Genomic DNA, 25,312 nt, shown 5'->3' with positions numbered 1-25,312 from the left:
CACGCTCGCACGCGGCCGCGGTGCGGCGGCAGGCGGTTGACAGCACGGATGCCGCGGCCGTGGCATCCGCATGCCGCACTCGCCGGTCACGCGCAAGGCGCTGCCGAACCACAGGAGGGCCGCCGATACTGGCGGCATGGCCATGCGCGGAGTCGTCGAGCGGCCGGCCGGGCTGCGGTACCAGGACGACCTCATCACCGAGGGCGAGGAGCGGACGCTCCTCGAGCGGTTCGCGGCGCTCGACGTCACGCCGCTGGTGCTGCACGGCGTGCCGTCGCGGCGGCTGACCCGTGCGTTCGGTGTGGGGTACGACTTCGACTCCCGCAGCACCTCGGAGGTCGAACCGATCCCGGAGTACCTCTTCGGACTGCGCGAGCGCGCCGCCGAGTTCGCGGAGGTCGACCCGTCGACGTTCGTCGAGGCGCTCGTCACGCGGTACCCGCCGGGCGCCACCATCAGTTGGCACAAGGACGTGATGGTCTTCGGCGCGGTGGTGGTCGGCGTCTCGCTGGGATCGGCGAGCGTCATGCGGTTCCAGCGGACGGCGGCCAGCGGCGAGCGCCGGGTGTTCGAGCAGCCGCTGGCGCCGCGGTCGGCGTATGCGCTCACGGGCGCAGCACGGTGGGCGTGGCAGCACTCGATCCCGGCCGTCCCGGCGGAGCGGTGGTCGGTGACGTTCCGGCAGCTCGCGGAGCGGCGAGCGCGCGACGACTGAAGGGCCGGCGGAACCGCGGTGGTCCGGTACTTCGGTACTCCGGTACCGACTTCACGACCGAGACCCTGCTCCGATGCCGGTCGGCGAAGCGGGCTCTCAGCAGCCGCGACCGAGGAAGCGAGCGGGTGTCAGCCGTCGGCGCCGCCCCCGGCGTCCGACCCGCCCCCGGCATCCCGCCGCACGAGCTCGGCCGCGACATCCGGCACCGAGTTCGTCCACGCCCGGGGCGGGCGCTCGTACCCACCGGCGGGCGGCCGCCGCGGGATCACGATCGGCTCCCACTCCACGGGCTCCCACGGCACCTTCGACAGCAGGTGGGAGATCATGTTGATCCGCGAGGCGCGCTTGTCGTCGCTCTCGACCTCGTACCAGGGCGCCTCGGCGATGTCGGTGTGCACGAACATGGTGTCCTTCGCGCGCGAGTAGTCCTCCCACTTCGTGATCGACATCACGTCGTTGGGGCTGAGCTTCCAGCGCCGCATCGGGTCCTCGAGCCGCGAGCGGAACCGCTCCTCCTGCACCACGTCCGACACGCTGAACCAGTACTTCAGCAGGATGATGCCGTCCTCGACCAGCATCCGCTCGAAGATCGGCGCCTGCCGGAGGAACCGCTGGTACTCCTCGTTCGTGCAGTACCCCATCACGCGTTCGACGCCGGCGCGGTTGTACCAGGAGCGGTCCATGAGCACGATCTCGCCCGCCGCCGGCAGGTGCGGCACGTACCGCTGGAAGTACCACCGGGTCTTGTCGCGCTCGCTCGGCGTGGGCAACGCGACGATGCGGGTGACGCGCGGGTTCAGGTACTCGCTGACGCGCTTGATCGCGGAGCCCTTGCCCGCGGCATCCCGCCCCTCGAAGATCACCACGACCCGGGCGCCGGTCTTCTCGACCCACGCCTGCATGTCGACGAGCTGCGCCTGCAACGCGCGCAGTTCGCGCTCGTACAGCGCCTTCGGCATCCGTCTGGTCATCGGGCACCCCTGACCAGAGCCTAGAGCGGATGCCGCGGCACGGCGCTGCACGCGGCATCCGGCGCGCTGCGCCCCCACGCGCGCCCCGGGAGGAGTACGCTCGCGGCCAGCAACACCTCGTGCGCTGCGGACTGCAGCGCCCGGGCAAGCGGCCTCGGTCGCGGCGAGGAGGCGGAGATGACGGTCCCCGAGATCAACTACTGGGCGGTGCTGCTGGCGACGCTGTCGAGCATGGTCGTCGGCACGATCTGGTACGCGAGAGGCGTGTTCGGCACGCGCTGGTCGAAGCTCGCGAACGTCGACATGGACCGGCCGGGTTCGAGCGCCGTCGGCCCGATCGTGGTCACCGTGCTCGTCAGCTTCGTGACCGCGTGGGTGCTCGCGGGCGCGGCGACGATCGCGTGGCACTTCTACGGCGGCAGCTACCTGATGGCGGCGATGTTCACCGCGTTCATCCTGTGGGCGGGCTTCACCGCGGCGCGGTTCATCACGCACGACGCGTTCGAGGGCCGGCCCTCGGCGCTCACCACGATGAACATCGGGCACGAGCTCGTCACGGTGGTCGTGATGGGCCTCATCATCGGGGTGTGGCCGCCGGCGGGGACCGTCTAGCCGCGGTCCGCCGCTCCAGCCAGCGCGCTCCCAGCAGCGCCCCGATCCGCCGACCGTAGGATCGTCACATGGCCGGGTTCTGGGGCAAGCGCAAACGGGAAGAGCAGCAGGAGCTCGACGCGCAGGACGCCGATCTCGCAAAGCGCGCCCGCTCGGCGCTGGTCGCCGCCGACGAGCGGATCCGCGTGACGTCCGACGAGCTCGTGTTCGCCGAGGCCGAGCTCGGCGCCGACGCGACGAAGCCGCTGACCCAGGCGCTCACGACCGTGCGCACGCACCTCAGCGAGGCGTTCCACCTGCACCAGCTGAACCACGACGAGATCCCCGACACCCGCGAAGAACTGCGCACGCGCAACGCGCGCATCGTGCAGCTCTGCGAGTGGGCCGAGGACGTCATCGACGACCAGACGTCGGCGCTCGCCGAGCGCATCGCGCGAGCCCGGCGCGCTCCCGAGATCATCGCCGGGGTGCGGGGGGATGTCGCGCTCCTCCGCGAGCGCCTCCCGACCGCACGCGACACGGTCGACCGGCTCGCGGCCCGGTACGCGCCCGAGGCGCTCGCCCAGGTGGAGGCGAACCCGGCCGAGGCGGAGCAGCTGCTCGGGTTCGCCGAGCACGGCGTCGGCGTCGCGGAGCGGCGCCGCGAGGCGGGGCAGCGGGAGCAGGCGAACCTCGCGATCGAGGCATCCGTCGAGTCGGTGCGTCGTGCGGCGACCCTGCTCGACGCGGTCGAGACGTTCGAGGTGGAGGCGCTGCGGGCCGAGTCGACGCTCGCGGCGATCGTCGAGGACTCGCGCGGCGACATCGCCGTCGCCCTCAGGGAGCCGCACTCGCCCGGCGTCGCGAAGGCGATCGGCGAGCTGCAAGCCGCGCTCGCCGCGCTGCCGGCCGCGGGCGTCAACACCGACCCGTTCACGCACCTCGACCGCCTGCGGGAGGCGAACGCGGGGCTGGATGCCGCGATCGCCGCCGCTCGCGAACGCGCGGCACGTCCCATCCCGCCGCTCGACCACGTGCACCACGCGATCGACGACGCCGACCGGCAGCTCGCCGTCGCCCGCGACGTCATCGCCGGGCACCGCGGCTGGATCGGCGCCGACGCGCGCACCCGCCTCGCCGAGGCCGAGCGCACCCGCCTCGACCTCGACCGCTTCCTCGGCACGCCCGCGGCGACCGCGAGCGTCATCGACGAGGACCACCGCGAACAGGCCATGCTCATGGCCCGGCGAGCGGCGCAGCTCGCGGGGGAGGCGCTGCACCTCGCGCGGCGCGACATCGACTCGTCGCGTCCGCAGGGGTACGACCAGTGGGGCGGCCCCGGCGGTCCGGGCTGGGGAGGCGGCCGCCGCGGCGGTGGCGGCGACATGATGGGCGGCATCCTCGGCGGCCTCGTCATCGGCAGCATCCTCGACGGGTTCTTCGACGGCTGACCGGGCGAGGGGCGAGCGGATGCCTCGCGGCCGGCGCCCGTCCTGATCCCATGGTGCGCGCAGACGCTCGCGCCTACCATGGACTATGGCCGGGTTCCGGGTCAGCCGCCGACGGAGTGCGCGCGACATCGAGGTCCACGACGCCGAGCTGGCGAAGCGGGCCGGATCGGCCCTGTTCGCCGCCGACGAGCGCATCCGCGCGGTCGCCGAGGAACTCGGCTTCGCCGAGGCGGAGCTCGGAGCGGATGCCGCGGCCCGACTCGGTGCCGCCCTCGAGATGGCACGCCGGAGCCTGAACGAGGCGTTCCGCCTGAACCGACGGAACCGTGACGCGGATCCCGGGTCGTCGGCCGAGAGTCGGGCGCGCTCGCTCCAGGTGATCGAGCTGTGCGAGTCGGTGGAGCGCGTGCTCGCCGAGCACACGGCGGCCGTCGCCGAGGCCGCTGCGCGGCTGCGACGCGCGCCCGAGATCTTCGCCGGGGTGCACGCCGACGCCGAGCAGTTGCGTGCACGCCTCCCGCACGCGCGCGAGACGCTCGAGCGGCTGGCCGCAAGGTACGCGCGGGCGGCGCTGGCGCCGGTCGCCGCCAACGCGGCCGAGGCCGAGCAGCTGCTCGCGTTCGCCGAGCACGGGGTCGCCGTGGCCGCGCGGCGGCGGGCCGCCGGACAGGTGGATCCGGCGAGCGTCGCGCTCGAGGCATCCGCTGCCGCCGTGCATCGGGCCGCCGCGCTGCTCGACGCCGTGGACGACTTCGAGGTCGAGGCGCTGCGCGCCGAAGCGTCGCTCGCCGGCGCCGTCGACGAGGCCCGTCGGGCGCTCGCCGCGGTGCCCGCCGAGCCGCATCCGTACCGGGTGGCCGAGGCGATCGCCGAGCTGCGGGCCGCACTCGCCGACCTGCCTGCGGTGGGCGTCAACATCGACCCGTTCGCTCACCTAGCGCGCGTGCGCGAGGCGCATGCCGCGCTGGATGCCGCGCTCGCGCCGGCCCGCGAACGCGCGACGTCGCCCGTGGCATCCGTGCACCACCCGCACCACGTGCACCACGCGATCGAGGACGCCGACCGCCGCCTCGACGCCGCGCGCGACGCGATCGCCGGTCACCCCGGCTGGATCGGCGCCGAGGCGCTCACGCGCCTCGCGGAGTCCGAGCGCATTCGCACCGCCCTGGCGCACTGCCTCGGCAGTCCGACCGAGACGGTCGCGGTGATCGACGCGGACCACGGCGCGCGCGTGCTGGCGATGGCGCGTCGCGTCGCCTCGCTCGCGAGCGAGGCCGTCGACCTGGCGCGCCGCGACGTGGAGGCGTTCCGCGCGCAGGGGCGGGTCGCCGCGGCATCCTGATCGGTCGCGCCGGCTCAGAACGGCCAGATGAGCGGAACCCAGAGCACCGCGATGACCACGTAGGCGAGGGCGAGCGGGGTGCCGAGGCGCCAGTAGTCGCCGAAGCGGTACCCGCCGGGCTCGAGCACCATGAGGTTCACCGGCGTGGCGATCGGGGTGAAGAAGGCAGCCGCGCCGACGACGGTGAGCGCCATCATGAACGGCTGCACCGAGGCATCCAGGGTGGCGGCGACCGAGACGGCGATCGGGATCATGACAAGCACCGTGGCCGCGTTGCTGATGACCTGACCGAGCAGGAGCGTGAGCAGGCAGATTGCCAGCAGTGCGAGGTGCGGACTCGCCGTGCCGACGAGGTCGAGCAGCCAGCCGGCGACGAGCTCTGCGGCGCCGGTCTCGATGAACGCGGTCGACAAGGGGATCAGCCCGGCGATGAGCACGACCGTGCTCCACTGGATCGAGCGCCACACCTGCGGCAGGTCGAGCACGCGCAGGAGCACGAGCGCGCCCGCTGCGAGGAGGCCGGCGACGACGGCCGGCACGAGTCCCGACGCGAGCAGCACGACCATGGCGACGAGCACGCCGATGGCGCGCTTGGCGCCGCGACCGAGCGGTACAGCCCGGCGCAGCGACTGCGGCTGGGTGACCGGGATGATGCCGGGCAGGCGGACGTAGCGCTCGAGGGCATCCCACGGGCCTCGGACGAGCAGCGAGTCGCCCGGGCGCAGCGCCTCGGGTTCGGTCTCGTCGGTGGTTGCGTGACGCTCCCCGTTCCGCTTGATCGCGATGATGACGAGGTTCTCGCGCAGGGTGGTCATGCCCGGGAAGACCTTGCGCCCGATGTACTCCGACCGCGGGGTGATCATCACCTCGGCGACGCCCTCGTCGGGCGTGTAGAAGGTGCCGGTGTCGTGCGTCAGGTCGTAGCTGCGGCGGAACTCCCGGGCCATGGCGGCCGGATCGGCGGGTGCGGTGTCGAGCTGGTCGGCATTCCGTTCGGGCAGCAGGCGGTCGCCGAACGTGACGAGGATGGCGACGGTGATCGCGAGCAGCGGGAGGCCGGCCAAGGCGAACTCGAAGTACCCGAACCGTTCGCCGCCGGCGTTGGCCGCGGCATCCGACACGAGCACGTTGACCGGGGTGCCGGTCAGCGCGAGCAGCGAACCGGCGTGCGACGAGAAGGCGAGCGGGAGCAGCAGGCGCGACGGGGCGATGCCCGCGTTGAGCGCCACGACGACCACCACGGGCAGCAACGCGGCGACGGCGCCGTTCAGGCTGATGAACGCGGTCAGCACCGCCACCATCAGCGCGATGACGACGGTGAGCTGCCGCCGGCCGGTGCCCGCCCGGCCGATCACCTGCTGGCCCGCCCACGCGGTCACGCCCGTGGCATCCAGTGCCTCGCTCACGACGAACAGCGTCGCGATGAAGATGACCGTCGAATCGCCGAACCCGGCCAGCGCCTGGGGGAGGGTGATCACGCCCGTCGCCCACAGCGCAAGCGCCACGCCGACGGCGACGAGCGCGATCGGGACGCGGCCGCTCACGAACCCGACCATCGCGAGCGCCAGGATGACGAACGTCGCGACGATGGGGTCGACCATGGCTCGACGTTAGTGGGCGCGGGGCGTCGCCGCACCGAGGATTCTGGGCTTGGTCTCGAGGGTCCCTGTTCGGTCGCGGTGTCGCCCGGGTTTCACTCCGAGCGGCGGGTCCCGCAGTTCCAGCACGTGCCGCCCTCGACGAGCGCTCCGCACTCGGCGCAGGTCGCAGCGAGCCAGCAGACCGCGCCCGTCGCCAGGCCCGGGTCGGTCTCGGCGTCGGATGCCGCGTCGCGCTGCTCCACGAGCCCATTCTCCTCTCGGCCGCCTCGGCGCGGGGAAGTGCGGGCACCGGAGCTTGTGGGCGCCGCTACCTGATCCCGGCCAGCAGCTCGGCGAACACCTCGCCCGCATCCTTGCGTACCGCGGGTCGCCCCGACTGTCCCATTCACAGCCCCTGCAGGTCGCCGCGCCCGACCCGCACGGCCCTCGGCGCGGAAGCCTCCCGTGATCCAGTTCTGCATCGGGAACGGCGCAGTGCCGCCGGCGGCGGTCAGTTGTCGTACCGCGCGATTCGCCGCGCCGCGCGCGAGCCGCCCCGCTGATCGAGCTGATGGCGGCGACGCGGTCACGCTGCCACCGCACTCGCCGCGAGGAACAGCTCCATAGGCATCTGGTACTTGAGCCGCCAGGTGAAGGCGATCGGGCGATCGCCTTCATGCGAGACGTACTCGGCCGGCCCAAGGAAGACATACGGCGACGTCCCCAGATCGTTGTCTTTCGCCTCGCGGACGAAGATCAAGATGTTCGTGCCGCGTTCTCGGTGCTGGATGTATCGCTGACCTGTCTTCGAATCGACGGAGGTCGTCGATTGTGACTCCCAGTGGAACATCGTCGGGCTTAGGGCATAGTCGCGGTACAACGTCGTCGACGAGTACTCGCGCTCCGACTTCTTCAGCGTCACGAAGAACGCGTCCGACTGCAGCTCGTCGATCCAGACGACGCCCTCTCGGAAGTTATTCGGCGTCCGCCCTTTCCGCACCCATCCGAGGCCCGCCAGAATCTCTTCGCGCTGGTACTGGGCGTGGACTCGAAGGGGCGTGTTCGGCAGCTCCGCAGGCACGCGGGTGAGTCGGCCGGTCTGATCCATGCTGAGCTCAACCACCTCTGCGATTTCGGCGCGGGCTGCGGGCTCGTTCTGAAGCGCCTCCAAGCCCGCCGCTACGTCAGAGAATCCCCCGCCAGAAGGCCAGATCGAGTAAAAGAACATCCCGGCGTGAGCTTCCTGAAGCGGAGTCAGCGTGCCAGGCGAAAGCTGTCCGCGCAGCAGCCGCACATACGTGTCAGCGCGCTCCGGGTCATCGACATGGGCGAGCGCACGGACTCGCTTCAAGACCGTCTGCTCAATTGGCCCAGCCGGCGGCGTTGGAAGACCCGCATCGCGCTTGATCGTGGTCCAGGTGCGGGGCGGCGTGCCCGATCGCAGGACATCGCTGAGCTCAAGTCCGTTTGCGGTGAGGAAGTCGCGGAGGCTGTTGCGGTCGGTGGAGCGAGCCTCCGAGATGAGCTCCCGTGTCGAGAGCGAGAGCTGGTTGCGGATGCTCTGAAGGACGAGTTCCCTGCTCACACGGTCGAGTACGATTTGGGAGCCAGCCGGAAGGAAGGGGAACCCCGCTTCAACCTGCGGGCGGATCCCGGTTCGGTTGGCGCCGGTGAGTGCACGAAAGCGCTTGTCGAAGCGAAACTCCTTTCGATGCATTCCGACAAAGTCGAGTGCGGTCAATACGGCCTTCGAATCGCTGTGGCGGAGTCCGCGACCGAGTTGCTGGATGAACACGGTTGCGCTTTCGGTGGGGCGCAGGAAGAGGACGGTGTCGATTTCGGGGATATCCACGCCTTCGTTCAGCACGTCGACAGCGAAGACCGCGTTCAGCTTCCCACCGCGGAGCTGACGCAAGATCGACGCGCGCTCTTCTGCTGGAGTGTCTCCGGTGAGGGCTGCGGAGGAGATGCCTGCGTCGCGGAAGACGCGGGCCATGTAGTGCGCATGGTCGACGCTGACGCAGAAGCCCACGGCGCGCATCGCGTCCAAATCGCCGACCTTGTCCCGGACCTGGTTTAGTACGATTCGAGCGCGAGCATCGTTACCGGTGAAAAGGCTGCTCAGCTGGGCTTCGTCGTAGCGTCCGCGCTTCCATTCGATGTGCGTGAGATCCGTCTCGTCTGCGATCCCGAAATAGTGGAACGGCACCAGCAGGTCGGCGTCAAGGGCATCCCACACTCGAAGCTCGTGTGCGCTGCGTCCCCCAAAGAATTGCCGAACGTCGTAGCCGTCGGTCCGCTCTGGCGTCGCCGTGAGCCCGAGCAATTCCTTCGGCTGCAGGTGTTCGAGAAGCCGTCGATACGTCGACGCGGCCGCGTGATGAAACTCGTCGACCACTACGACGTCGTACGCATCCGGGCGGATCCTGGTGAGATCCAGCCGAGAAAGTGACTGCACTGAGGCGAACACGTGACGCCAGCGAGTCGGCATCTCGCCGGTGTGGTACGGCTCACCGAAGCTGCCGTCCGAGAGGACCTCGCGATACGTGCGCAGCGATTGCGTCAGAATCTCGCCGCGGTGAGCGACGAACAGGAGGCTCAGGTCCTTTCCACCTGCCTGCTCACGAAGCCGCCGGTAGTCCAGAGCCGCGACCACCGTCTTCCCCGTTCCGGTGGCCGCTACCAGCAGATTCTCGTGGCGGTCGTGAACCTTTCGCTCGGCGTCGAGCGCTTCGAGCATCTCGGTCTGGTGAGGATATGGGCGCACATCCAGCCCGGAGAGCGAAACCGTCACGCGGTCAGTCGTGCGTCGTCCGGACGCCTCCGCGAGTGCGCCCCTGAGACGATCCTCGTCACGGTCTGGGTCGTAGGGCTCGAACGACTCATCCGCCCAATAGCTGTCGAAGGTGGCACGGAACTTCGAGATCAGGCCCGGCGTCGCAATGCTCGAGAGACGCACGTTCCATTCCAGCCCTTCCAGAAGCGCCGCCTTCGAGAGGTTTGAGGAGCCAACATAGGCGGTGTCGAAGCCGGTGTTTCGCTGAAATAGCCAGGCTTTCGCATGAAGGCGGGTGCGCCTGATGTCGTACTGGACTTTCACCTCAGCGCCGAACTGCTCGACCAATCGCCGGAGTGCGTGAGGGTCAGTCGCACCGATATACGTCGTTGTCACGACACGCAGTCCGGCGCCCCGTTCGCGCAGCCGCCTAAGCTGTTCCTCGAGCACCCGCAACCCGTGCCACTTCACAAATGCGCAGAGCAGGTCGACCTTGTCGGACGTGTCGATCTCTGCCCGGAGTTCGTGCCCGAGTTGTGGTTCATCTCGTGCATTCGTCAGGAGAGCCGTCTCGCCAAGGGGAATTACGGGACGGACATCGGGGTAGGTGATCACGCCGGGGCCCGATTCGGGTGCGAGCCGCTGAAGCATCCTTAGTTCGGGTTCGAGGACTTCCTCGAGTAGGCCGAGCTCTTCCAGAATTCGATTGACCACACGTACGCGGTCCTCCGTGCTGTGGAGGTCGACGAGTGCGCGCTGAGTAGCGCGGGTCACGTGCTGCACTAGAAGCTCGGAGGCCTCGGGATCCGCTACACGCGAGACGCGCTGCTGCGACGGTGGCAGCGTCTCAAGCTGCTGCCGCAGCCGGACACTCAGGGGGCTCTCTAGAGGCCATTACGCATTTGTGACGCGTCAAGCGCTACTGGCGAGTAGCTGGCTTCATCGTGGGGAGGGGCGCTCACGGACGATTGAACCTCTCGATTAGGGCGAACACCGCAGGCAGATCAGGCGCCGCCCAACCAAGGTCGGCAAGCTCGTCGACCCGGAGCCACATCAGCTGGTCGTGGTCGGTGCTCTCGCCTGGCCGCGGGCCAAGGAGCGTGGCGTCATAAGTCGCAAGGTCGATGACCAGGTCCCCGACCAGCGTGCGCGACCGGTCCAGTAGCTCGCCCACCCGAACCTCAACGTTGAGCTCCTCGAGGAGCTCACGCCGAAGCGCCGCGCGCGGGTCTTCGCCACCTTCGACTTTGCCGCCGGGAAACTCCCACTTGCCGGCCGCGGCCTTGCCTTCGGCGCGACGGCAAGCAAGCACGGCCCCGTCGTCGATGATCGCGGCCGCCACCACTTCCAATTCCGCCCTCGCGATCCCGAACTCCGTCGTCATAGTGGCGAATCTATCGGTGCCCGGTGACGCGGCGTCGGGATTGTGGAGCTCGGGTTGCACGGCGCTGGACATCCTCACCCCACAAGAAGCGAGGCGAGGGCCGCCGACCACGTCGTGACGAAGGCCACAGGCATCGCTGCGACGGCCGTGACGACGATCGCCGCCACCCAGCCCTGGCTGCGCCGGCGCGACCGCCGGATCGCCGCACGCAGCCGATCGAACGCGGCGTGGTCGACGGTCTCGGCTTGCGGCATGGTTCCCGACAGATCGGTGACCAACGTCTGCACCTCGCTGTGGCGGCGAGGAGAGCTGTTAGCCCGCCTCCTCAAGTGCGTCTCTGACCTCGGCGATGAGGTCCACGAGTGCCTCGTCCACTCCGCTGCGGCGGGGGCCCTTAGGCCAGCGATCGCGTCCCGATGAGCTTAGAACGGGTCGCTCCGCACTGCGAGGGCCAGCTCAGTCAGTCGCACAGTCACACCTGTTTGGTTGGCGACGCGGGCTCAGAGAGATACGCTGTCGATCGGGCCAGAGGCTCAAGCGCGAAGTACGACAAGCTCTAGCCCACCCGAAGGTTGTGGATACACCGCACTGCTTGCCGTTGCGCCAGTACGTTGAGGTCGTGGGCGACATCATTTTCGTGGACTTCCGAGTTGACTGGCTCGGGTCGCCGAGCTGCGAGCTCTGTCTTCACAGGACTGAGCCCCACTCGCGCCGCGGCGGTGTTATCGCTTGGCGCTGTGTCCATTGCGGCCACTCTCACGACTAGTGAGCGGGCCCCGCCCCGCCCTCCCCGGGGCAGCGGCCCGCTCCGCGTATAGCGGCTGCCATCGCTTACGAGTCTTCGAGTCGACCGGACCATCGATGCGCTCTCTGCCGCTCGAGGATGGCAGGCGCACGCATCCTCGGTCGCGGGCCCGCTCGCGATATTCGGTGACTGCGTCACGAGCCGCCGCGCGCAGATCTCATTCGCTTGAGCAGGCCAGAATGATCGAGTTCATGGCCGGCGATTAGGCGTCCGACGTCCTCGGGCTTCGACCAGCCCGTCGTGACTAGACCTACGCTGAACTGGCGCACGGCCACTCGAATCTCTGCGAGGACTGACTCGGTGATCACCCTCGTGCCGGAAGGCGCGGTCGCGTCCTTGTAGAACTCGTACGCCGGATGCACCATGATCGGGGTCGCGGATTCGGACGCTATGTATCGCTTGCCGAACCACTCCATTGATATCGCCAGCTGTGCAGCATCCGTCTTCCCAACTTTGCTGCTCTTCGCGCCACTTTTCGCCTCGATGACCCAGTAGTTGCCGGGTGCCACGGCCCAAAGGTTGTCAGGGCCCGACTTAGTCTCCTGTTCTGGGCGTTGCGAGCCGAAGCCCAGGAAGAGACCCAACTCGAGCATCGCTTGTTCGAACTCCTCAGTCGTCTCAGGATCAAACTTCAGCTGCTCGAGCAGTTCCTCAACTGCGACGCGCATTCGTTCCGGAGTTCCGTACATACTCGTGAGGCGCTGAGACACCACATCGGCTTGGCTTCCCGCATAGGAGATCGGCTCGTACGTGATCCCGCTGAGCGGACGAACCACATAAGGGTTCGTCGAACGTCCAATCGCAACGAGCGTTTGAGCCTGTGCGGGGTCGTATGAGTGTGCGTACGCTGCCGCCTGCTCGTAGAGTCGGCCCTTAGTTCGAAGATCTTCGCAGGCGTCAGCCGCCTCCGTGAGAATGGCGACGGCCTTGCTGCGCTGGTTGTCAAGGGCGCGGTCGAACGCTTCGCGCTCGGCTGCGGCAATCGGGTCCACCCTGGCCGGTGAGTGCGCCAGATTGCGCAGCGCTCGCTTCGCGACCTTGGTCCAACCCTCGTCCCGATCTAGAGCCTGCTGGGTCGTCTCGAGTATCTTCGTAAGCGGTGTATCGGCCATCCGCTTCGCCAGCGTTCTGGAGAGCTTGAGCTGGGCGGCAGTCGCTGGGCTGAATCGTGCCAAAGTCTTCGGATCCACGGTCAACTGTGCCAGTCGACGTCCGAGGAGGAACACCACACAGTGATCCTCGTTACTCCGTACAGCGCGCCCCATACCCTGCTCGAGACGCTGAATCTGGCGATCGTCGATTCCTCCCGTGGACCGCGTCATCAAAGATTCGAGGCGTTCGTCGCCGCTAAATGCCTGCGGCAGGCCATCGAGTACAACAATCCGACAAGCGTCTTGCGGAAGGTCAATGCCGTCGTACTTGTTGGCCGCTACGACGAGCCCAACGTGGCCCGCGCGCATGGCTTTCACGACGTCCGACAGATTGCCAGCGTCAGCGCGAACCGCGGAGGTGCCCCACCGGTCCATCGCTGCTGTGCTGGGGACCAGTGCCAGAACGTTGTGCTTACTACTCAGCGCGACGATCGCCTGTCGAACCTCGTCCTCAGAGATGCCCGGGTTTATCTCCTGCGGAGCCAGGATCATTCGTTCGCCAATGTCTCCCGCGGTCTTGGGTTGAATTGGCTTAGCCACCTGATCGGGATCCGCATCGAAGTTACCCACGAGGACGCTGTCGTTGGCGAGGGTCGCCGTGAGATAGATCCGCCGTTGGGCCTCGGCGAAGCTAGTCACGCGGTTGATCGGAGGACAGGGAGGCACGATCGTAACTGCAGACGGAGTAAAAACAATCCGGCAGAAGGGCAAGACGTCCCTGATGGCATCAAGGCGACCGTCGCGCTCGTCCGCTGGCTTGTACTTGCGGAGCGCCTGCCTCAGATCGTCGATCTTATTCTCAACCGCCCAGAAGGGAACGCGCGCAAAGCTGTTACCGACTTTCGCTCTGATGTCCAGCAAGACGTCGGGCGCTTGGTCCTGGAGGTCCTCCTCGAAGAGTTCCAGGAGAGCTTGGTAGCCATCGTTGGCCGAGTCGATGACAAGTGAGAACTGCGATCGAAGTGTCGCGATGGCGACATGAGCATCGTCAATCACTACCGCACCGATCGGAACTTGTGGTTTGGATGGACGATTCTCCGAGAAGATCGTTCGACCGTTGAAGAGCCGAGCCGCTGTGACAACGCCGATCGCCTCGCCAGCGAGATACTCGCTCGATTCTGGGTCGGTGGTGACCTCAAGACCCAGATTGCCGGCCTCCCGGACAACCTGATCGACCAGATACTTGTCTGGGGCTACGTACAGCGCGGGGACGATTCCCTCATTGAGGTAGCTCTGCAGTATCACCAGCGCGTCAATGGTCTTGCCGCCCCCGGTGTTCACCTTCACGACCAGGTCGCGTTCGTCCCGACGGTCGTGCCAAGGCTCAAGCACTTGCGCCTGAACGTCCCGGAGGTAGCCATAGCCTGGAACCTTGGCTTCGAGCTGCTCGTAGAGTTCCCGAGGCTCGGTTGGGTTGTCTGCATCGGACTCGCGAAGCAGCGCGTCGAAATCCATCAGTCCTCGTTCCTCGGAGGGCGTACTCCTCGGGCGATCATCGGTCCGAGGCCTCGGCCAGTATTCCGGAGAACACATGCCGTATCGGTGAGACAGCGCCGTAAGAGATCAAAGAACACGAGCGCCTTCGGCGCGCGATCAGTCGAGCCCCTCCTCGTCGTCGTCGGGCCCTTCCACCGTGCCGTCACCCTCGCCGTCGAGCAGGCTTGCTGATAGATGGATGCGAGCGTCAACAAGGACGCTACGAAGTTCGAAGCCGGTTCGCTCGGACGCGGTCCTTGTCCTGGTCGGAAGCGCCGCGACGCGACTCAGCTCGGTTGGCGTATTCCCCAATCGCACCGCGACAAACCACCCTGCTGAGCACTCTGCACTCGTCAGGTAAGAGACGAGCTGATCCTCCAGCCCGTTCCAGAACTTCCCATTTCGGAGCTTCTTGACTTCCATGAGGACCCGTTGAGTGCTGGCGGTGAAAATGAAGTCGACTGGCCCACGTCCAAGTTCGACCTCGCGATCGAGGTGAACTTGATGTGCCTTGCAGTACGACTCCACGACGCCCTTGTAGAGCAACTGGATGGAGGTTTCCCTCTTGGGCGAGTTGGTGTCGTCGTTGCGCAGAAGACGCCAACCTCCTTGCTCCTCAACGAAGTGGCGAAACCGCTCATTCACCTTTCTGATGAAGTCGTTCAGATTCTCTTCGTCGACACTCGGAAAATCGATCGGCAAGTCCTCGCTGACCTTGGCCGTCTCCCGCTGCCAGTTGTGAAGACCCTCGGGATCGCGTTCCACATCATAGGGCTTGGCGTTGAAGGACTCACGCGCCGCGCTCCACTGACGAACAAGGTGCGGATGACTTCTCGCTAGGGCAACGATGCGCGCTTTGGGAAGCCGCGACCCGATGTCCAAGTTCAAGTCCTCGCGCAGTTCAGGCTCGACGTAGTTCCACCAGTCGTCCGCGTTGAGTGTTGGCAGCTCGCGAAGGAACCGTTTCGGTGTAAGGAGAACCGGCCCACCAGTGACAGGGTTCGTCGGCAGATCATGATCCTCCGGCACCCAGCGCTTCCGATACGGGTCCAGAGCCGCATTGGCTACCCGGTGAATTTCGAGCGGCACGTCATGCGTTCGCGCGACCTCCTGCGTGTACTCGATGAATCTGCGCTTCAACACATTGCAGGTGATGTCCGAGATCCGATCCCGACCAATCCGCTCAACAAGGAGGCCAAGTTCCTCAAAGTGATGAAGGTCCTGAAGGCCGTTCTCGATCGCTAATGCCATTGCACCAACGATCCGTTCGGCGAAGCCGCGCCCGGTCCCAGAACCGGCCGTTCCTGTCGACGCGACTCCGAGCCCGAACTCGCGCGGCTCGGGGAAGAGCATCAGGTCGACGGTCTTCTTGTACTGCTGGCTTCGAGGATTCGCCTGGTGACCGGCAAGGATAGAGAATCCCAATTCGAAGTGACCAGCCAGAGCATCGGCCGCACCTGTCCACTGTCCGGCGTCCTCCCGGTAGATCAAGAAGGGGTCAACGAACAAGGGCGTGTCGATCTCCATGAGCGGATCGAACCAATCATGTGGCGTTTCCCCAGCAGGAATGCCAAACGCTTCACTGAAGTACATGCGCTCCCCTCGACCTCACCAACATATGGGGTGTCGGTTGCTTGACGGGTCATTGAGCAAAATCGAGCCACGGAGGTAGCGAGACTTTGGCCGTCGCACGACTCATACGAGCGGTAAAGGGAGGTCATCGCCGGTACCGACACGGCTCGACGAGCCGGTTCTCTAAAACGGGTGGTGCGTACGGAAGAATCCAAGGATGAGCTACCCACGGTGGAGCTTCTTTCCGCATAACGAGAGGCCTCCCGAGTGGGCGCTTCAGCTTGTCGGGGTTGTGCATGAACATCGGAACGTCATTGGTGCCGAGCCGGTCCGTGACGCGAAGAGGTACAGCTGACGAGTGACTACGTGCTTGCCGTGCTCCGGTGGGCGTGGAAGCGCCCGGGTACTTGGTCGAGTCAGGCAAGCTCGCCGCCAGCGGATAGAGCGGCCCGTTTTCTGCGGCGAGAGCGGGATCCCTTCGGTCACGTATGGGTCGAGCACGACGCGCAGGGCGCTCGACACCGCCTCGTCGAGGGTCACGCGGTCGAGCGGGTCGGCCGAGGCATCCGATGTCGCCGCACCGTTACCTGCCGGCGACCGTCCACCGAGATTGGGCGTGAGCTCAGTGTTACGCTCCGACCGTGTTCGACGATAGTTTGCGGGGCGCATTGAAGAAGTTCGTGGAGGAACGGAACTGGGGGCAATTCCACTCGCCGGAGAACCTGGCGAAGAGCATCTCCGTCGAGGCTGCCGAGTTACTCGAGTGCTACCAGTGGGGAGGCGAAGCGCCGACCGACCGCGTCGCCGGTGAGTTGGCCGACGTGCTCACGTATTGCCTTCTGCTCGCCGATCGCCTTGGACTCGACCCGGAGGAGATCGTCATGGAGAAGCTCGAGGTCACGCGGCAGAAGTATCCCGTCGAGCGTGCGCGGGACAGGAGCGCGAAGTATGACGAGCTTTAGAGTCGAGCAGCTCCCGTTCTCTCCTGGCGCCTTGAAGACGTGGTCCGACCCCAACGGTCGACACACGAACTGGCCTGTGGTGTACACCCTCAACGGTGCCCAGGAGATCTACGTCGGCGAGACGTTGAACGCCGCCGTGCGGATGCGCCAGCATCTCGAATCGGCCGAGAAGCGGCACCTGCAGGCCGTGCGCATCGTCATCGATGAGACCTTCAACAAGTCCGCGTGCCTCGACCTGGAGTCGTACCTCATTAGGCTCTTCGCCGCTGACACCCGGTTCAAGGTCCTGAACCGGAACGAAGGAATCACCGACTCGGACTACTACGACCGAGACCGGTATCGCGACGCGTTCGAGCGGATCTTCGAGGAACTGCGGACGCAGGGCATGTTCACCCGCTCGCTCCCAGACATCGAGAACAGTGACCTGTTCAAGCTCTCCCCGTTCAAGGCGCTGAATCAGGATCAGGCCGTCGCCGTCGAGGACATCCTGGAGGGTCTGTTCGCCGATCTTGCAGAGGGGAATCGGAGCAGCATCGTCATCCAAGGGGAGCCGGGAACGGGCAAGACGATCGTCGGGATCTTCCTCACCAAGCTGCTGCGCGATATCCAGTACTCGAATCCGCACGAAAAGCTTGATTCGGAATCGTTGTTCTCGGAGTTCTTCGCTGAGGGCTACCCCGAGATGCTCCGAGACTTCAAGATCGGCCTCGTCGTGCCGCAGCAATCGCTTCGCAAGTCCATCGACAAGGTATTCAGGCGGACGCCCGCCTTGGGCAAGGGACTCGTGTACTCGCCGTTCGACATCGGCGAGAGCCAAGAGCACTTCGACCTCCTGATCGTGGACGAGACCCATCGACTCAGCCAACGGGCGAATCAGCCGTCGGGGCCGCTCAACAGGAAGTTCGCCGCCATCACGGAGCGTCTTTTCGGCCGAGATGATCTCTCCAAGACGCAACTCGACTGGATTCGTGCGAAGAGCACGCATCAGTTGTTCCTGCTCGATACGTCGCAAAGCGTCCGGCCTGCCGACCTGCCAACACGCGTCCTCGACCAGCTCGTCGACGAGGCGCGACGACACTGGCGCTATTACCCGCTGTCATCGCAGATGCGTGTGCTCGCGGGGTCGGATTACATCGACTACGTCCGCGGCATCCTCACCGGAGCCGAGGTCAATCCGACTCGATTTCCCGGCTACGACTTGCGATTGTTCGATGATCTGGGACGGATGCGGGACGAGATCCGGCGGCGTGACGCAGAATACGGCCTGTCGCGGCTCGTCGCGGGCTATGCCTGGCCATGGAGGAGCAAGGCCGCCCCGACGGCGTTCGACATCGAGGTAGACGGGTGTCGCCTCCGCTGGAACAGCGTGCCCGTTGACTGGATCAATTCGCCCGGCTCGGTCGACGAAGTCGGATCCATCCACACGGTGCAGGGCTACGACCTCAACTATGCCGGCGTCATCATCGGCCCAGATCTTCGATACGACCCGCGATCCGGTCGGCTCTTCGTCGATCGTGATTCATATCACGACAAGAAGGGAAAGGAGAACAATCCCACGCTCGGTCTCGTGTTCTCCGACGATGATCTATTGCGCTTCATCGCCAACATCTACGCCGTCCTCATGACCAGAGGCGTACGCGGCACTTACGTCTACGCGGACGACCCCGAACTGCGAGCGTATCTGGGCCGATTCCTGACGCCGATCGATGACCCCAGAGATGGGGGCTATCGTTCAACAATGTAAGGCCGATAGCCTCGGCGGGCCGCTGACGCGAGAGGACCCTACGCCTAATGACCAATGCACCTTCCGGGTGGTACGACGACGGATCCGGTCGGGATCGGTGGTGGGACGGAACGGCATGGTCTCCCGTATACCGGGACCAGCACGAGGCGCCCCGAAGCACCCCCTTCCGCAAGCCGCGAGCCTATTCGAAGCCGCCGCGAAAAGGAGGCTGGAAGCGCGGCGTGCTCATTGCCGCCCTCGTCCTCCTGATCGTTGTGGCCGCCAGCGGCGGGTGGGGATCGCTGCTGCTTGTGCTCGGAGTAGGGGGCCTTGTAGCCGGCATCGTTGCGCTGGCGAAGGGTGCGGCGCCGGCGGTCGGCATCCGGTCACGCGCCGTCGGCTCGGTGGTCGTCGCATCCGCGGTTATCTCGATGGCCTTCGGCAGCGCGTTCCTGGGAGGGGCGAGCGCAACGTCCACGGCCGGATCGGCGAACTCTTCGGTCACGGTCGATCGATCCGACGCGACCCCGAAACCGACGCCGACTCCGACGCCGACGCCGACGCCACGACGAACCGTTGAGATGGAGGAAGTGCGCGAACCCATTCCTTTCGAGACCCGCGAGGTCGAGGACTCCTCTCTCGACCTCGGAACCCGGGTACTCGCGACCGCCGGAGTCGACGGAGTCCGCCGGATCACGTACGAGGTGGTTTACGAGGACGGCCGTGAGGTCAGTCGCACTGAGGTCAGCAACGTCGTCAGCGCGCAGCCCGTTCACGAGGTCACTGCGGTGGGAACATGGGTCGAGCCGCCGCCGCCCCCCGCGCCAGAGGCCTCTGGTTCCGGCAGCGGATGCGACCCGAACTATTCCGGTGCCTGCGTTCCTATCGCGTATGACGTCGATTGCGCAGGTGGAAGCGGAAACGGCCCCGCCTACGTGGGGGGCCCGGTCTATGTGGTGGGCTGGGACATCTACGACCTTGATCGAGATGGCGATGGGGTCGCCTGCGACTGATCACCGCGAGCGGAGCAAGGAGACCAATGGGCGCTGCCCCTACGCCGCCTGCCGGATGGTACCCCGACCCGACGAATGCATCACTGCAGCGCTACTGGGATGGTGAGTCCTGGGTTGAGCGTCGCGCCGCAGCGATCGTGGCCGGGCCATCCGCTGGCAACGCCCCGCGGGGCTGGTTCGCCCCACTGACGCTGCTTTCATGGGTCGTCATCGCGGCCCTGTCCCTCCTCACGGTGATCGCGTTCGCGAGCACCGGGGTCGCTGGTGGGTTCATCATGATCGGGTTGATCGGCTTGGTCACAGGCACCTATGCGGTTGTTGCTGGCCGCGGGTCATGGGCCCGCACAGCCAGCCGTAAGGGCGGCGCAGCGGTTCTCGTCGGAGGCCTGCTGACCACCATCATCGGGAGCGCCCTGTATGGCGCAGCGACTCCCGGGGCCTCACCGTCCGTCGCTGGGGAAACAGGTGAGCAGTCTCTGTCCCCGACGCCTGCGGAGCGCGATGCCCCAGAGCCGGTCGCGGCGACGGTCGAAGGGCAGTCCGTTGGCGCGAGCGACGGGCCGGCCACTGAGATGACGGCGCTTCAGCTCCTCGAAGCCATTCCGATCAAGGGGCGGGCCCCGAAGACCGGGTTCGACCGTGCGGAGCAGTTCGGCACCGCTTGGCTCGACGTCGACCGGAACGGCTGCGACACCCGCAACGACATCCTCTCCCGCGACCTGGAACACGAGGTGACGTCGGGGCCGTGCAAAGTCATTTCCGGGGCCCTCCTCGACCCGTACACCGGCAACAGGATCCAGTTCGTCCGCGGCAATGAGACGTCACGCGCGGTTCAGATCGACCACGTCGTCTCACTCATGAACGCCTGGGAGACCGGCGCCCAGCAGCTCACTCAAGCCCAGCGAATCAGTTTCGCGAACGACCCGATCAACCTCTTCGCGGTCGATGGACCAACCAACCTGCAGAAGGGGGCTGGCGACGCCGCGACCTGGCTTCCACCCGAGAAGAAATTCCGTTGCACCTATGTCGCCAGGCAGGTGTCGGTGAAGGCCACCTACGGACTCTGGGTGACGCAGGCAGAGCATGACGCGATGGCGAGGATTCTCGGTACCTGCCCCGACGAGCCCGCGGTCACATCGGACTTTGCGCCCATCGTGGCGCCCCCGACGGCCACCGAACCTCCTTCGCCCCCCGCCCATACACCGGCGCCAGAACCGGAACCAGCGCCGTTCCCTGCGCCGGAACCGGCACCCAGTGTCGATTTCGCGAACTGCACCGAGGTCCGAGCGGTCGGGGCCGCGCCCATTCGTGCCGGAGATCCGGGCTACAGCCGTCAGCTCGACCGGGATGGGGACGGGGTCGCATGCGAGTAGTGCACGCCCTCGACCCACGGCCGTCGTGATGCTGATGCCGTGCAATCGCCGAGGTAGTGGTGACAGGCGCGGCTTAGCGCGGCCGGGACGCCCGGATCGGTTCCATCTTTCAGGGAGCCGAGCGGCGGGACTCGGCGATGGGTCAAGCGGGCCCTGAGGCCCGCCACGCCCCCAACTTCTCCGGGTTCATCACGATCCACACGTCCGCCACCCGCCCGTCGACGACCCGCAGGTTCACCACCCCGATCACCGCACCGTCGCGGCGGACGGCGAAGCCGGCGCCATCCGTCGTCTCGAGGGGTTCGACCTGGTCGTCGGGGTACTTGGCGAGCAGGCCGACCAGGAAGCGGGCGACGTTCTCGGCGCCCGATACGGGCTTGCGAGCCGCACTGACCAGTCCGCCGCCGTCGGAGCGCAGCACGACGTCGGGGTCGAGCACCGACACGAGGGCCGCGAGGTCGCCGGATGCCGCGGCGGCGCCGAACGCGGCGACCACCCGGTCGTGCTCGGCGCGGGCCACGGTGTGTGAGCGCGAGTCGGCGACGCGACGGCGAGCGGAGGTCGCGAGCTGGCGCACCGCCGCAGGGGAGCGGCCGACGATCTCCGCGATCTCCGGGAACGGCACCGCGAACACGTCGTGCAGCACGAACGCGACGCGCTCGGCCGGCGTCATCGACTCGAGCACGACGAGCAGGGCGCTCGACACGGCCTCGTCGAGGGTCACGCGGTCGAGCGGGTCGGCCGTGGCATCCGTCGTCGTGTCGGTTCGGGGCCGAGCGGATGCCGCGGGGCCGGCCGAACCCGCGCGCGACGCGAAGAACCCCGCCGGCAGCGGCTCGGGCAGCCACGGCCCGACATACCGCTCGCGCCGGGCCCGCGCCGTGCCGAGCATGTCGAGGCACACGCGGCCCGCGACGCGGGTGAGCCAGCCCTGCGGGTTCTCGATCGCGGCGCGCTCGGCGTCCGACATCCGGTACCAGCGCACGTAGGTCTCCTGCACGGCGTCCTCGGCCTCGCCGGTGGTGCCGAGCATGCGGTACGCGAGCGCCAGCAGGCGGCGGCGCTCGGCGGCCACGTCGGCGAGCTCGTCATCGGTGCGCACGGCACCCATCGTGTCATCCGTCATCGTTCACCCCTCACGAAGAGCATGACGAAACGGATGCCACGAGTGTGAGGCGCGCTCGCTCAGCCGCGGCCGCGGCCACCTCCGGTGAACTGCAGGTTCGCGGTGCGCTCGCCGCCGTTCGGCGTGCTCACCGTGACGGTGCCGCACAGGCCGGACCACGACCGCTGCGTCTTGAGGTCGACCTGGTAGCTGCCGTCGGTGCGCAGGCGCAGGGCGGGGCCGGCCGCGAACGAGAGGTCGACCACGGGAGTCGAACCGCCGCACTGGGTGAGCAGCACCGACAGGGAGACGTCGGTCCCGGTGAGGTCCGTGATGCGCTCGCCCGTGTCATCCGTCACCGTGAACCGCAACGGCAGGGTGTCGCCGGCCGTCAGGCGGGTCGTGCCCGGCTGGTTGGTCACCGGCTTCCCGAAGGGCGAGACGGTGTACACGACGGGGTCCGTCTCGACCTCGACCTCGACGGCGCCGATGTCGCACTTCGGGCCCTGCGGGCGGGCGATGCCGCGCTGGTCAGTGACCAGGTCGGACCCGGCCGACGTCGCAGCCGGGCAGGCGAGCTAACCCGCGGCGGTCGCGTCGATTGCCGGGGAGCCCTGCGGCAACATCGTTCCCGCGGGGCCGCCGTTCTCGGCGAGCGCCCCGAGCAGCGGGTCGACGATGCCGCCCCACGCCGAGCCCGACGGGGCCGTGAACCCGGGCCGACCGGCGGAACGCCGACTCGTTGTGAGGTGCCGCCTGATCGCAGGGTAGGAGCGGAGACGCACCCGCCGCACCCCCGATTCGGGCTTCCGCGGTACGGCGGTCAGCCGCGAACGCGGTCGAGCACCGCCCGAAGCTCGGCGAAGCTCCGATCGACCGTCACCCACAGCGCGTCGGCGTCGACCCGATCGTAGTGGTGCACGACGAAGTCGCGATTGCGCGCGGCCTGGGACCAGATGGGATCGCTGAACCGCGCCGGATCGGCGGCGACGAGACGCTTCGCCAGGTCGCCGACTCGGTTCGAAAGCGCCTCGAATGCGAGCGGGATGGCGGCATCGCGGTCGAAGGCGTCGCGTCCGCGGGCCACGAGCGCGGCCGCGGTGTCGAGCGTCGCCGCGAGGTCGCCGAGCCAGCGGTCGACACGGTCGGACGGTCTCACAACTCGACGGCTTCGTTCAGCAGGGTTCGATCCCGTTCCGGATCGAGCGAACGGCGCGACACCACGTCGACCGGGCGCTCGAGCAGCGCTTCGAGGTCGAGCTCGAACTGGGCGAGGTCGAACAGCGAGGCATCCGGTTCGGGCTCGACGAGCAGGTCGATGTCGCTCTCCGCGGTCTCATCGCGGCGAGCCACGGAACCGAACACGAGGACCGAGCGGATGCGGTTCGCGCGCGCCAGTCGCTCGATGAGCGACTTCCTGCGCCGGAGGAGGTCGAGGGCTCGGGGTGCCGCGCCGGCATTCGCGGCCGAGAGCGTTGCGAACGTCTCGTACGGGAGGAGCACCGCCTCCGGCCGGCGATGCGATCCGATCACGACCGGCCGCGCCCCCGTGCCTCGCGCCCGGAAGTCCCGCAGCACGCCGGAGAGCCCGGCGCGCGCCTCGGCGACCGGCACCACGACAGCGGCGCCGGCGAGGTCGCGGGGCATGGAAGACATGATCTGAAGTCTAGCGAATATGTACATAATTCTGTACAGATTTATCTCCACCTCACACTTCGCCCACCCGCGTCGTCAGTACGGGTATGAACAGAATCCACACGGCCGCGCTCGCCCTGACCGCGGCCATCGCGTTCTTCGTCGGCGGGTGGGCGTCGTTCGCGCCCGCCTCGTTCTACGGCTCGTTCCCGGGCGCGCTCGGGCAGTGGGTCTCCACCGACGGACCGTACAACGAGCACCTCGTGCGCGACGTCGGCGCGTTCTACCTCGCCCTCGGTGCGGCATCCGTCGCCGGGTTCGCCTGGCGCAGCCCCGCCGTCACGCGCGTGCTCGGCCTCGCCTGGACGGTCTTCGGCGCACTCCACCTCTGGTACCACGCCACCCACCTCGACCACCTCGAAACGGATGCCGCGATCGGCACCGCCGTCTCGCTGACGCTCAGCCTCGGGCTCGGCGTCCTGCTGCTGATCCCGGCGCGCGGGGGCGGGGCCGGGGCCGGGGTGGCCGGGACGGCCGGGTTCGCCGGTGCCGCCGGCCTCGCGGCATCCGCTCGCCCCGATGCCCGCCGCGCGCACGAGGAGGTGGCCCGATGAGGCTCGCCGTCGCCGGGGGAACCGGCGCCGTCGGCCGCCACGTCGTCGCCGCTGCCGAGGCGCGCGGACACGACGTGCTCACCCTCACGCGCCACGACGGGCACGACCTCGAGACCGGCACCCGACTCGCCGCCGCGCTCGCCGGAGTCGACGCCGTGGTCGACGTCGCGAGCGTTGTCACCCTGTCCGGACGCCGGGCCCGCGAGTTCTTCAGGAACGTCACCGGCAACCTGCTGCGCGCCGAACGCGCCGCGGGCGTCGCACACCACGTCGCCCTGTCGGTCGTCGGCATCGACGGCGTCGACGACGCGCACTACGCCGGCAAGCTCGCGCAGGAGGCCCTCCTCGCCGACAGTCCCGTGCCGGTCACCATCCAGCGGGTGACGCAGTTCCACGAGTTCGCGGCGCAGGTCGCGGCGACCGCGACGTACGGACCGGTGACGATCGTGCCGAAGGCGCTGATCCGGCCGGTCGCGGCGCGCGAGGTCGGCGCGCGGCTCGTCGAGCTCGCCGAGGGCACGCCGGTCGGCGGCCGCGCCCGCGACCTCGTCGGGCCGCGCGACGAGCGGCTCGCCGACCTGGTGCGGCGGCTCCACGCCGTCGAGGGCGTGCGACGCGGGGTGCTCGAGGTGCGCTTCCCGGGGCCGTTCGGGCGATCGCTCGCCACCGGCGCGACGCGGGGCGGGGCGGATGCCGCGCGCGGGCGCATCACGTTCGACGAGTGGCTGCGGTCGGGCGACCGCGCGGCGGTGCGGGCGCCGCGCGAGGGGGCGGGCGCGCGCGAGTGAACGGATGCCGCGGCATCCGCTCACCCGGACCGCGGCGCGCGCACCGCGAGGGGACGCGACGCGCCTCGAGTGACGGATGCCGCGGCATCCGCTCACCCGAACCGCGGCGCGCGCCCCGCGAGGGGACGCAACTCGCCGTCGGGTCGTGCCCGCGCGCGGCGTGCTGCGTCCCCTCGGGAACAGGCCGGAGCTGCGGGCGCGGCACGCGCCGTTCGAGGGGACGCGACGTGCCGTCTGGTCGTCGTCGCGCGCGGCGTGTTGCGTCCCCTCGGGGAGCCAGCGGGC

22 protein-coding genes and 1 pseudogene are annotated in these 25,312 nt (G+C 67.8%); 10 read left to right on the top strand and 13 right to left on the bottom strand.

The features are described from left to right. Positions 1 to 136: 136 nt before the first annotated feature. On the top strand, positions 137 to 715 hold the full coding sequence (locus tag RH861_RS11890) for an alpha-ketoglutarate-dependent dioxygenase AlkB (RefSeq protein ID WP_310521141.1): 579 nt from the start codon (positions 137 to 139) through the stop codon (positions 713 to 715). Between the two features lie 128 nt (positions 716 to 843). Here the strand turns inward: RH861_RS11890 and ppk2 are convergent, their stop codons facing one another. Next, positions 844 to 1,686 carry a polyphosphate kinase 2 gene (gene ppk2 / locus RH861_RS11885; protein ID WP_310521140.1) on the bottom strand — a complete coding sequence of 281 codons (843 nt, stop codon included), beginning with the start codon at positions 1,684 to 1,686 and terminating at the stop codon, positions 844 to 846. Positions 1,687 to 1,863: 177 nt separating this feature from the next. Between ppk2 and RH861_RS11880 the strand changes: the two genes are divergently transcribed. From RH861_RS11880 to RH861_RS11870, 3 genes are all read left to right on the top strand, one after another. Continuing rightward, positions 1,864 to 2,298, top strand: coding sequence for a DUF1761 domain-containing protein (locus RH861_RS11880; protein WP_310521139.1), 435 nt, complete (start codon positions 1,864 to 1,866; stop codon positions 2,296 to 2,298). 68 nt (positions 2,299 to 2,366) lie between these two features. Continuing rightward, on the top strand, positions 2,367 to 3,728 hold the full coding sequence (locus RH861_RS11875; RefSeq protein WP_310521138.1) for a hypothetical protein: 1,362 nt from the start codon (positions 2,367 to 2,369) through the stop codon (positions 3,726 to 3,728). 85 nt (positions 3,729 to 3,813) lie between these two features. Further along, on the top strand, positions 3,814 to 5,070 hold the full coding sequence (locus RH861_RS11870; protein WP_310521137.1) for a hypothetical protein: 1,257 nt from the start codon (positions 3,814 to 3,816) through the stop codon (positions 5,068 to 5,070). 14 nt (positions 5,071 to 5,084) lie between these two features. On the opposite strand, the gene RH861_RS11865 is transcribed toward RH861_RS11870, so the two are convergent. The 7 genes from RH861_RS11865 to RH861_RS11835 all read right to left on the bottom strand — a co-directional run bounded on the left by RH861_RS11865 (position 5,085) and on the right by RH861_RS11835 (position 15,835). After that, the gene (locus tag RH861_RS11865) at positions 5,085 to 6,671 is read right to left on the bottom strand and encodes an SLC13 family permease (RefSeq protein ID WP_310521136.1); all 1,587 of its coding nucleotides are present in this window, start codon (positions 6,669 to 6,671) and stop codon (positions 5,085 to 5,087) included. A 92-nt stretch (positions 6,672 to 6,763) separates the two neighbouring features. Continuing rightward, entirely contained in the window at positions 6,764 to 6,913 is a 150-nt protein-coding gene (locus tag RH861_RS11860; protein ID WP_310521135.1) for a hypothetical protein, read from the bottom strand. A gap of 323 nt (positions 6,914 to 7,236) precedes the next feature. Then, a complete protein-coding gene (locus RH861_RS11855) occupies positions 7,237 to 10,209 on the bottom strand; it encodes a DEAD/DEAH box helicase (RefSeq protein WP_310521134.1) in 2,973 nt (990 codons plus the stop codon). A 175-nt stretch (positions 10,210 to 10,384) separates the two neighbouring features. Beyond that, positions 10,385 to 10,810, bottom strand: coding sequence for a (deoxy)nucleoside triphosphate pyrophosphohydrolase (locus RH861_RS11850; protein ID WP_310521133.1), 426 nt, complete (start codon positions 10,808 to 10,810; stop codon positions 10,385 to 10,387). A 74-nt stretch (positions 10,811 to 10,884) separates the two neighbouring features. Then, positions 10,885 to 11,088 carry a hypothetical protein gene (locus RH861_RS11845; protein ID WP_310521132.1) on the bottom strand — a complete coding sequence of 68 codons (204 nt, stop codon included), beginning with the start codon at positions 11,086 to 11,088 and terminating at the stop codon, positions 10,885 to 10,887. Between the two features lie 661 nt (positions 11,089 to 11,749). After that, positions 11,750 to 14,221, bottom strand: coding sequence for a helicase C-terminal domain-containing protein (locus tag RH861_RS11840; protein WP_310521131.1), 2,472 nt, complete (start codon positions 14,219 to 14,221; stop codon positions 11,750 to 11,752). A 138-nt stretch (positions 14,222 to 14,359) separates the two neighbouring features. Then, entirely contained in the window at positions 14,360 to 15,835 is a 1,476-nt protein-coding gene (locus RH861_RS11835; RefSeq protein WP_310521130.1) for a DUF8370 family protein, read from the bottom strand. 620 nt (positions 15,836 to 16,455) lie between these two features. On the opposite strand from RH861_RS11835, the gene RH861_RS11830 reads away from it, so the two are divergent. From RH861_RS11830 to RH861_RS11815, 4 genes are all read left to right on the top strand, one after another. After that, positions 16,456 to 16,776, top strand: coding sequence for a nucleotide pyrophosphohydrolase (locus RH861_RS11830; protein WP_310521129.1), 321 nt, complete (start codon positions 16,456 to 16,458; stop codon positions 16,774 to 16,776). A 76-nt stretch (positions 16,777 to 16,852) separates the two neighbouring features. After that, a complete protein-coding gene (locus tag RH861_RS11825) occupies positions 16,853 to 18,520 on the top strand; it encodes a DNA/RNA helicase domain-containing protein (protein ID WP_310521128.1) in 1,668 nt (555 codons plus the stop codon). 221 nt (positions 18,521 to 18,741) lie between these two features. Beyond that, complete coding sequence (locus tag RH861_RS11820) at positions 18,742 to 19,512, top strand: G5 domain-containing protein (RefSeq protein WP_310521127.1); 771 nt, start codon at positions 18,742 to 18,744, stop codon at positions 19,510 to 19,512. A gap of 26 nt (positions 19,513 to 19,538) precedes the next feature. Beyond that, positions 19,539 to 20,885, top strand: a complete 1,347-nt coding sequence (locus RH861_RS11815) for a GmrSD restriction endonuclease domain-containing protein (RefSeq protein ID WP_310521126.1) — start codon at positions 19,539 to 19,541, stop codon at positions 20,883 to 20,885. A 142-nt stretch (positions 20,886 to 21,027) separates the two neighbouring features. Here the strand turns inward: RH861_RS11815 and sigJ are convergent, their stop codons facing one another. The 5 genes and pseudogenes from sigJ to RH861_RS11795 form a co-directional block, all read right to left on the bottom strand. Beyond that, positions 21,028 to 22,011, bottom strand: a complete 984-nt coding sequence (gene sigJ / locus RH861_RS11810) for an RNA polymerase sigma factor SigJ (protein WP_310521125.1) — start codon at positions 22,009 to 22,011, stop codon at positions 21,028 to 21,030. A gap of 59 nt (positions 22,012 to 22,070) precedes the next feature. After that, on the bottom strand, positions 22,071 to 22,442 hold the full coding sequence (locus RH861_RS11805; RefSeq protein ID WP_310521124.1) for a PxKF domain-containing protein: 372 nt from the start codon (positions 22,440 to 22,442) through the stop codon (positions 22,071 to 22,073). A 30-nt stretch (positions 22,443 to 22,472) separates the two neighbouring features. Then, positions 22,473 to 22,775, bottom strand: a pseudogene (locus tag RH861_RS16360) (choice-of-anchor Q domain-containing protein); the annotation flags it as partial. Positions 22,776 to 22,813: 38 nt separating this feature from the next. Beyond that, positions 22,814 to 23,149: a HepT-like ribonuclease domain-containing protein gene (locus tag RH861_RS11800; protein WP_310521123.1), complete on the bottom strand. Its 336-nt coding sequence runs from the start codon at positions 23,147 to 23,149 to the stop codon at positions 22,814 to 22,816. Next, on the bottom strand, positions 23,146 to 23,646 hold the full coding sequence (locus tag RH861_RS11795) for a nucleotidyltransferase family protein (RefSeq protein ID WP_310521122.1): 501 nt from the start codon (positions 23,644 to 23,646) through the stop codon (positions 23,146 to 23,148). The genes RH861_RS11800 and RH861_RS11795 overlap by 4 nt, the downstream gene beginning before the upstream one ends. Before the next feature lie 86 nt (positions 23,647 to 23,732). Here RH861_RS11795 and RH861_RS11790 point away from each other — a divergent pair, with 86 nt between their 5' ends. Together RH861_RS11790 and RH861_RS11785 are read left to right on the top strand one after the other, a co-directional pair. Continuing rightward, positions 23,733 to 24,239, top strand: coding sequence for a hypothetical protein (locus RH861_RS11790; protein WP_310521121.1), 507 nt, complete (start codon positions 23,733 to 23,735; stop codon positions 24,237 to 24,239). Further along, positions 24,236 to 25,027, top strand: a complete 792-nt coding sequence (locus tag RH861_RS11785) for an SDR family oxidoreductase (RefSeq protein WP_310521120.1) — start codon at positions 24,236 to 24,238, stop codon at positions 25,025 to 25,027. The genes RH861_RS11790 and RH861_RS11785 overlap by 4 nt, the downstream gene beginning before the upstream one ends. Positions 25,028 to 25,312 lie beyond the last annotated feature (285 nt).

The sequence above is a fragment of the Agromyces indicus genome, assembly GCF_031432295.1.
Lineage (GTDB): Bacteria > Actinomycetota > Actinomycetes > Actinomycetales > Microbacteriaceae > Agromyces > Agromyces indicus.
Note: the sequence above shows the minus strand (reverse complement) of the source record. Positions and strands in the feature narration are given on the sequence as shown.

Excerpts from the sequence above, each read along its gene's own strand:
- RH861_RS11890 (WP_310521141.1), top strand. The coding sequence starts at position 137 with ATGGCCATGCGCGGAGTCGTCGAGCGGCCGGCCGGGCTGCGGTACCAG.
- ppk2 (WP_310521140.1), bottom strand. The coding sequence starts at position 1,686 with ATGACCAGACGGATGCCGAAGGCGCTGTACGAGCGCGAACTGCGCGCG.
- RH861_RS11880 (WP_310521139.1), top strand. The coding sequence starts at position 1,864 with ATGACGGTCCCCGAGATCAACTACTGGGCGGTGCTGCTGGCGACGCTG.
- RH861_RS11875 (WP_310521138.1), top strand. The coding sequence starts at position 2,367 with ATGGCCGGGTTCTGGGGCAAGCGCAAACGGGAAGAGCAGCAGGAGCTC.
- RH861_RS11870 (WP_310521137.1), top strand. The coding sequence starts at position 3,814 with ATGGCCGGGTTCCGGGTCAGCCGCCGACGGAGTGCGCGCGACATCGAG.
- RH861_RS11865 (WP_310521136.1), bottom strand. The coding sequence starts at position 6,671 with ATGGTCGACCCCATCGTCGCGACGTTCGTCATCCTGGCGCTCGCGATG.
- RH861_RS11850 (WP_310521133.1), bottom strand. The coding sequence starts at position 10,810 with ATGACGACGGAGTTCGGGATCGCGAGGGCGGAATTGGAAGTGGTGGCG.
- RH861_RS11840 (WP_310521131.1), bottom strand. The coding sequence starts at position 14,221 with ATGGATTTCGACGCGCTGCTTCGCGAGTCCGATGCAGACAACCCAACC.
- RH861_RS11835 (WP_310521130.1), bottom strand. The coding sequence starts at position 15,835 with ATGTACTTCAGTGAAGCGTTTGGCATTCCTGCTGGGGAAACGCCACAT.
- RH861_RS11815 (WP_310521126.1), top strand. The coding sequence starts at position 19,539 with ATGGGCGCTGCCCCTACGCCGCCTGCCGGATGGTACCCCGACCCGACG.
- sigJ (WP_310521125.1), bottom strand. The coding sequence starts at position 22,011 with ATGACGGATGACACGATGGGTGCCGTGCGCACCGATGACGAGCTCGCC.
- RH861_RS11795 (WP_310521122.1), bottom strand. The coding sequence starts at position 23,646 with ATGTCTTCCATGCCCCGCGACCTCGCCGGCGCCGCTGTCGTGGTGCCG.
- RH861_RS11790 (WP_310521121.1), top strand. The coding sequence starts at position 23,733 with ATGAACAGAATCCACACGGCCGCGCTCGCCCTGACCGCGGCCATCGCG.
- RH861_RS11785 (WP_310521120.1), top strand. The coding sequence starts at position 24,236 with ATGAGGCTCGCCGTCGCCGGGGGAACCGGCGCCGTCGGCCGCCACGTC.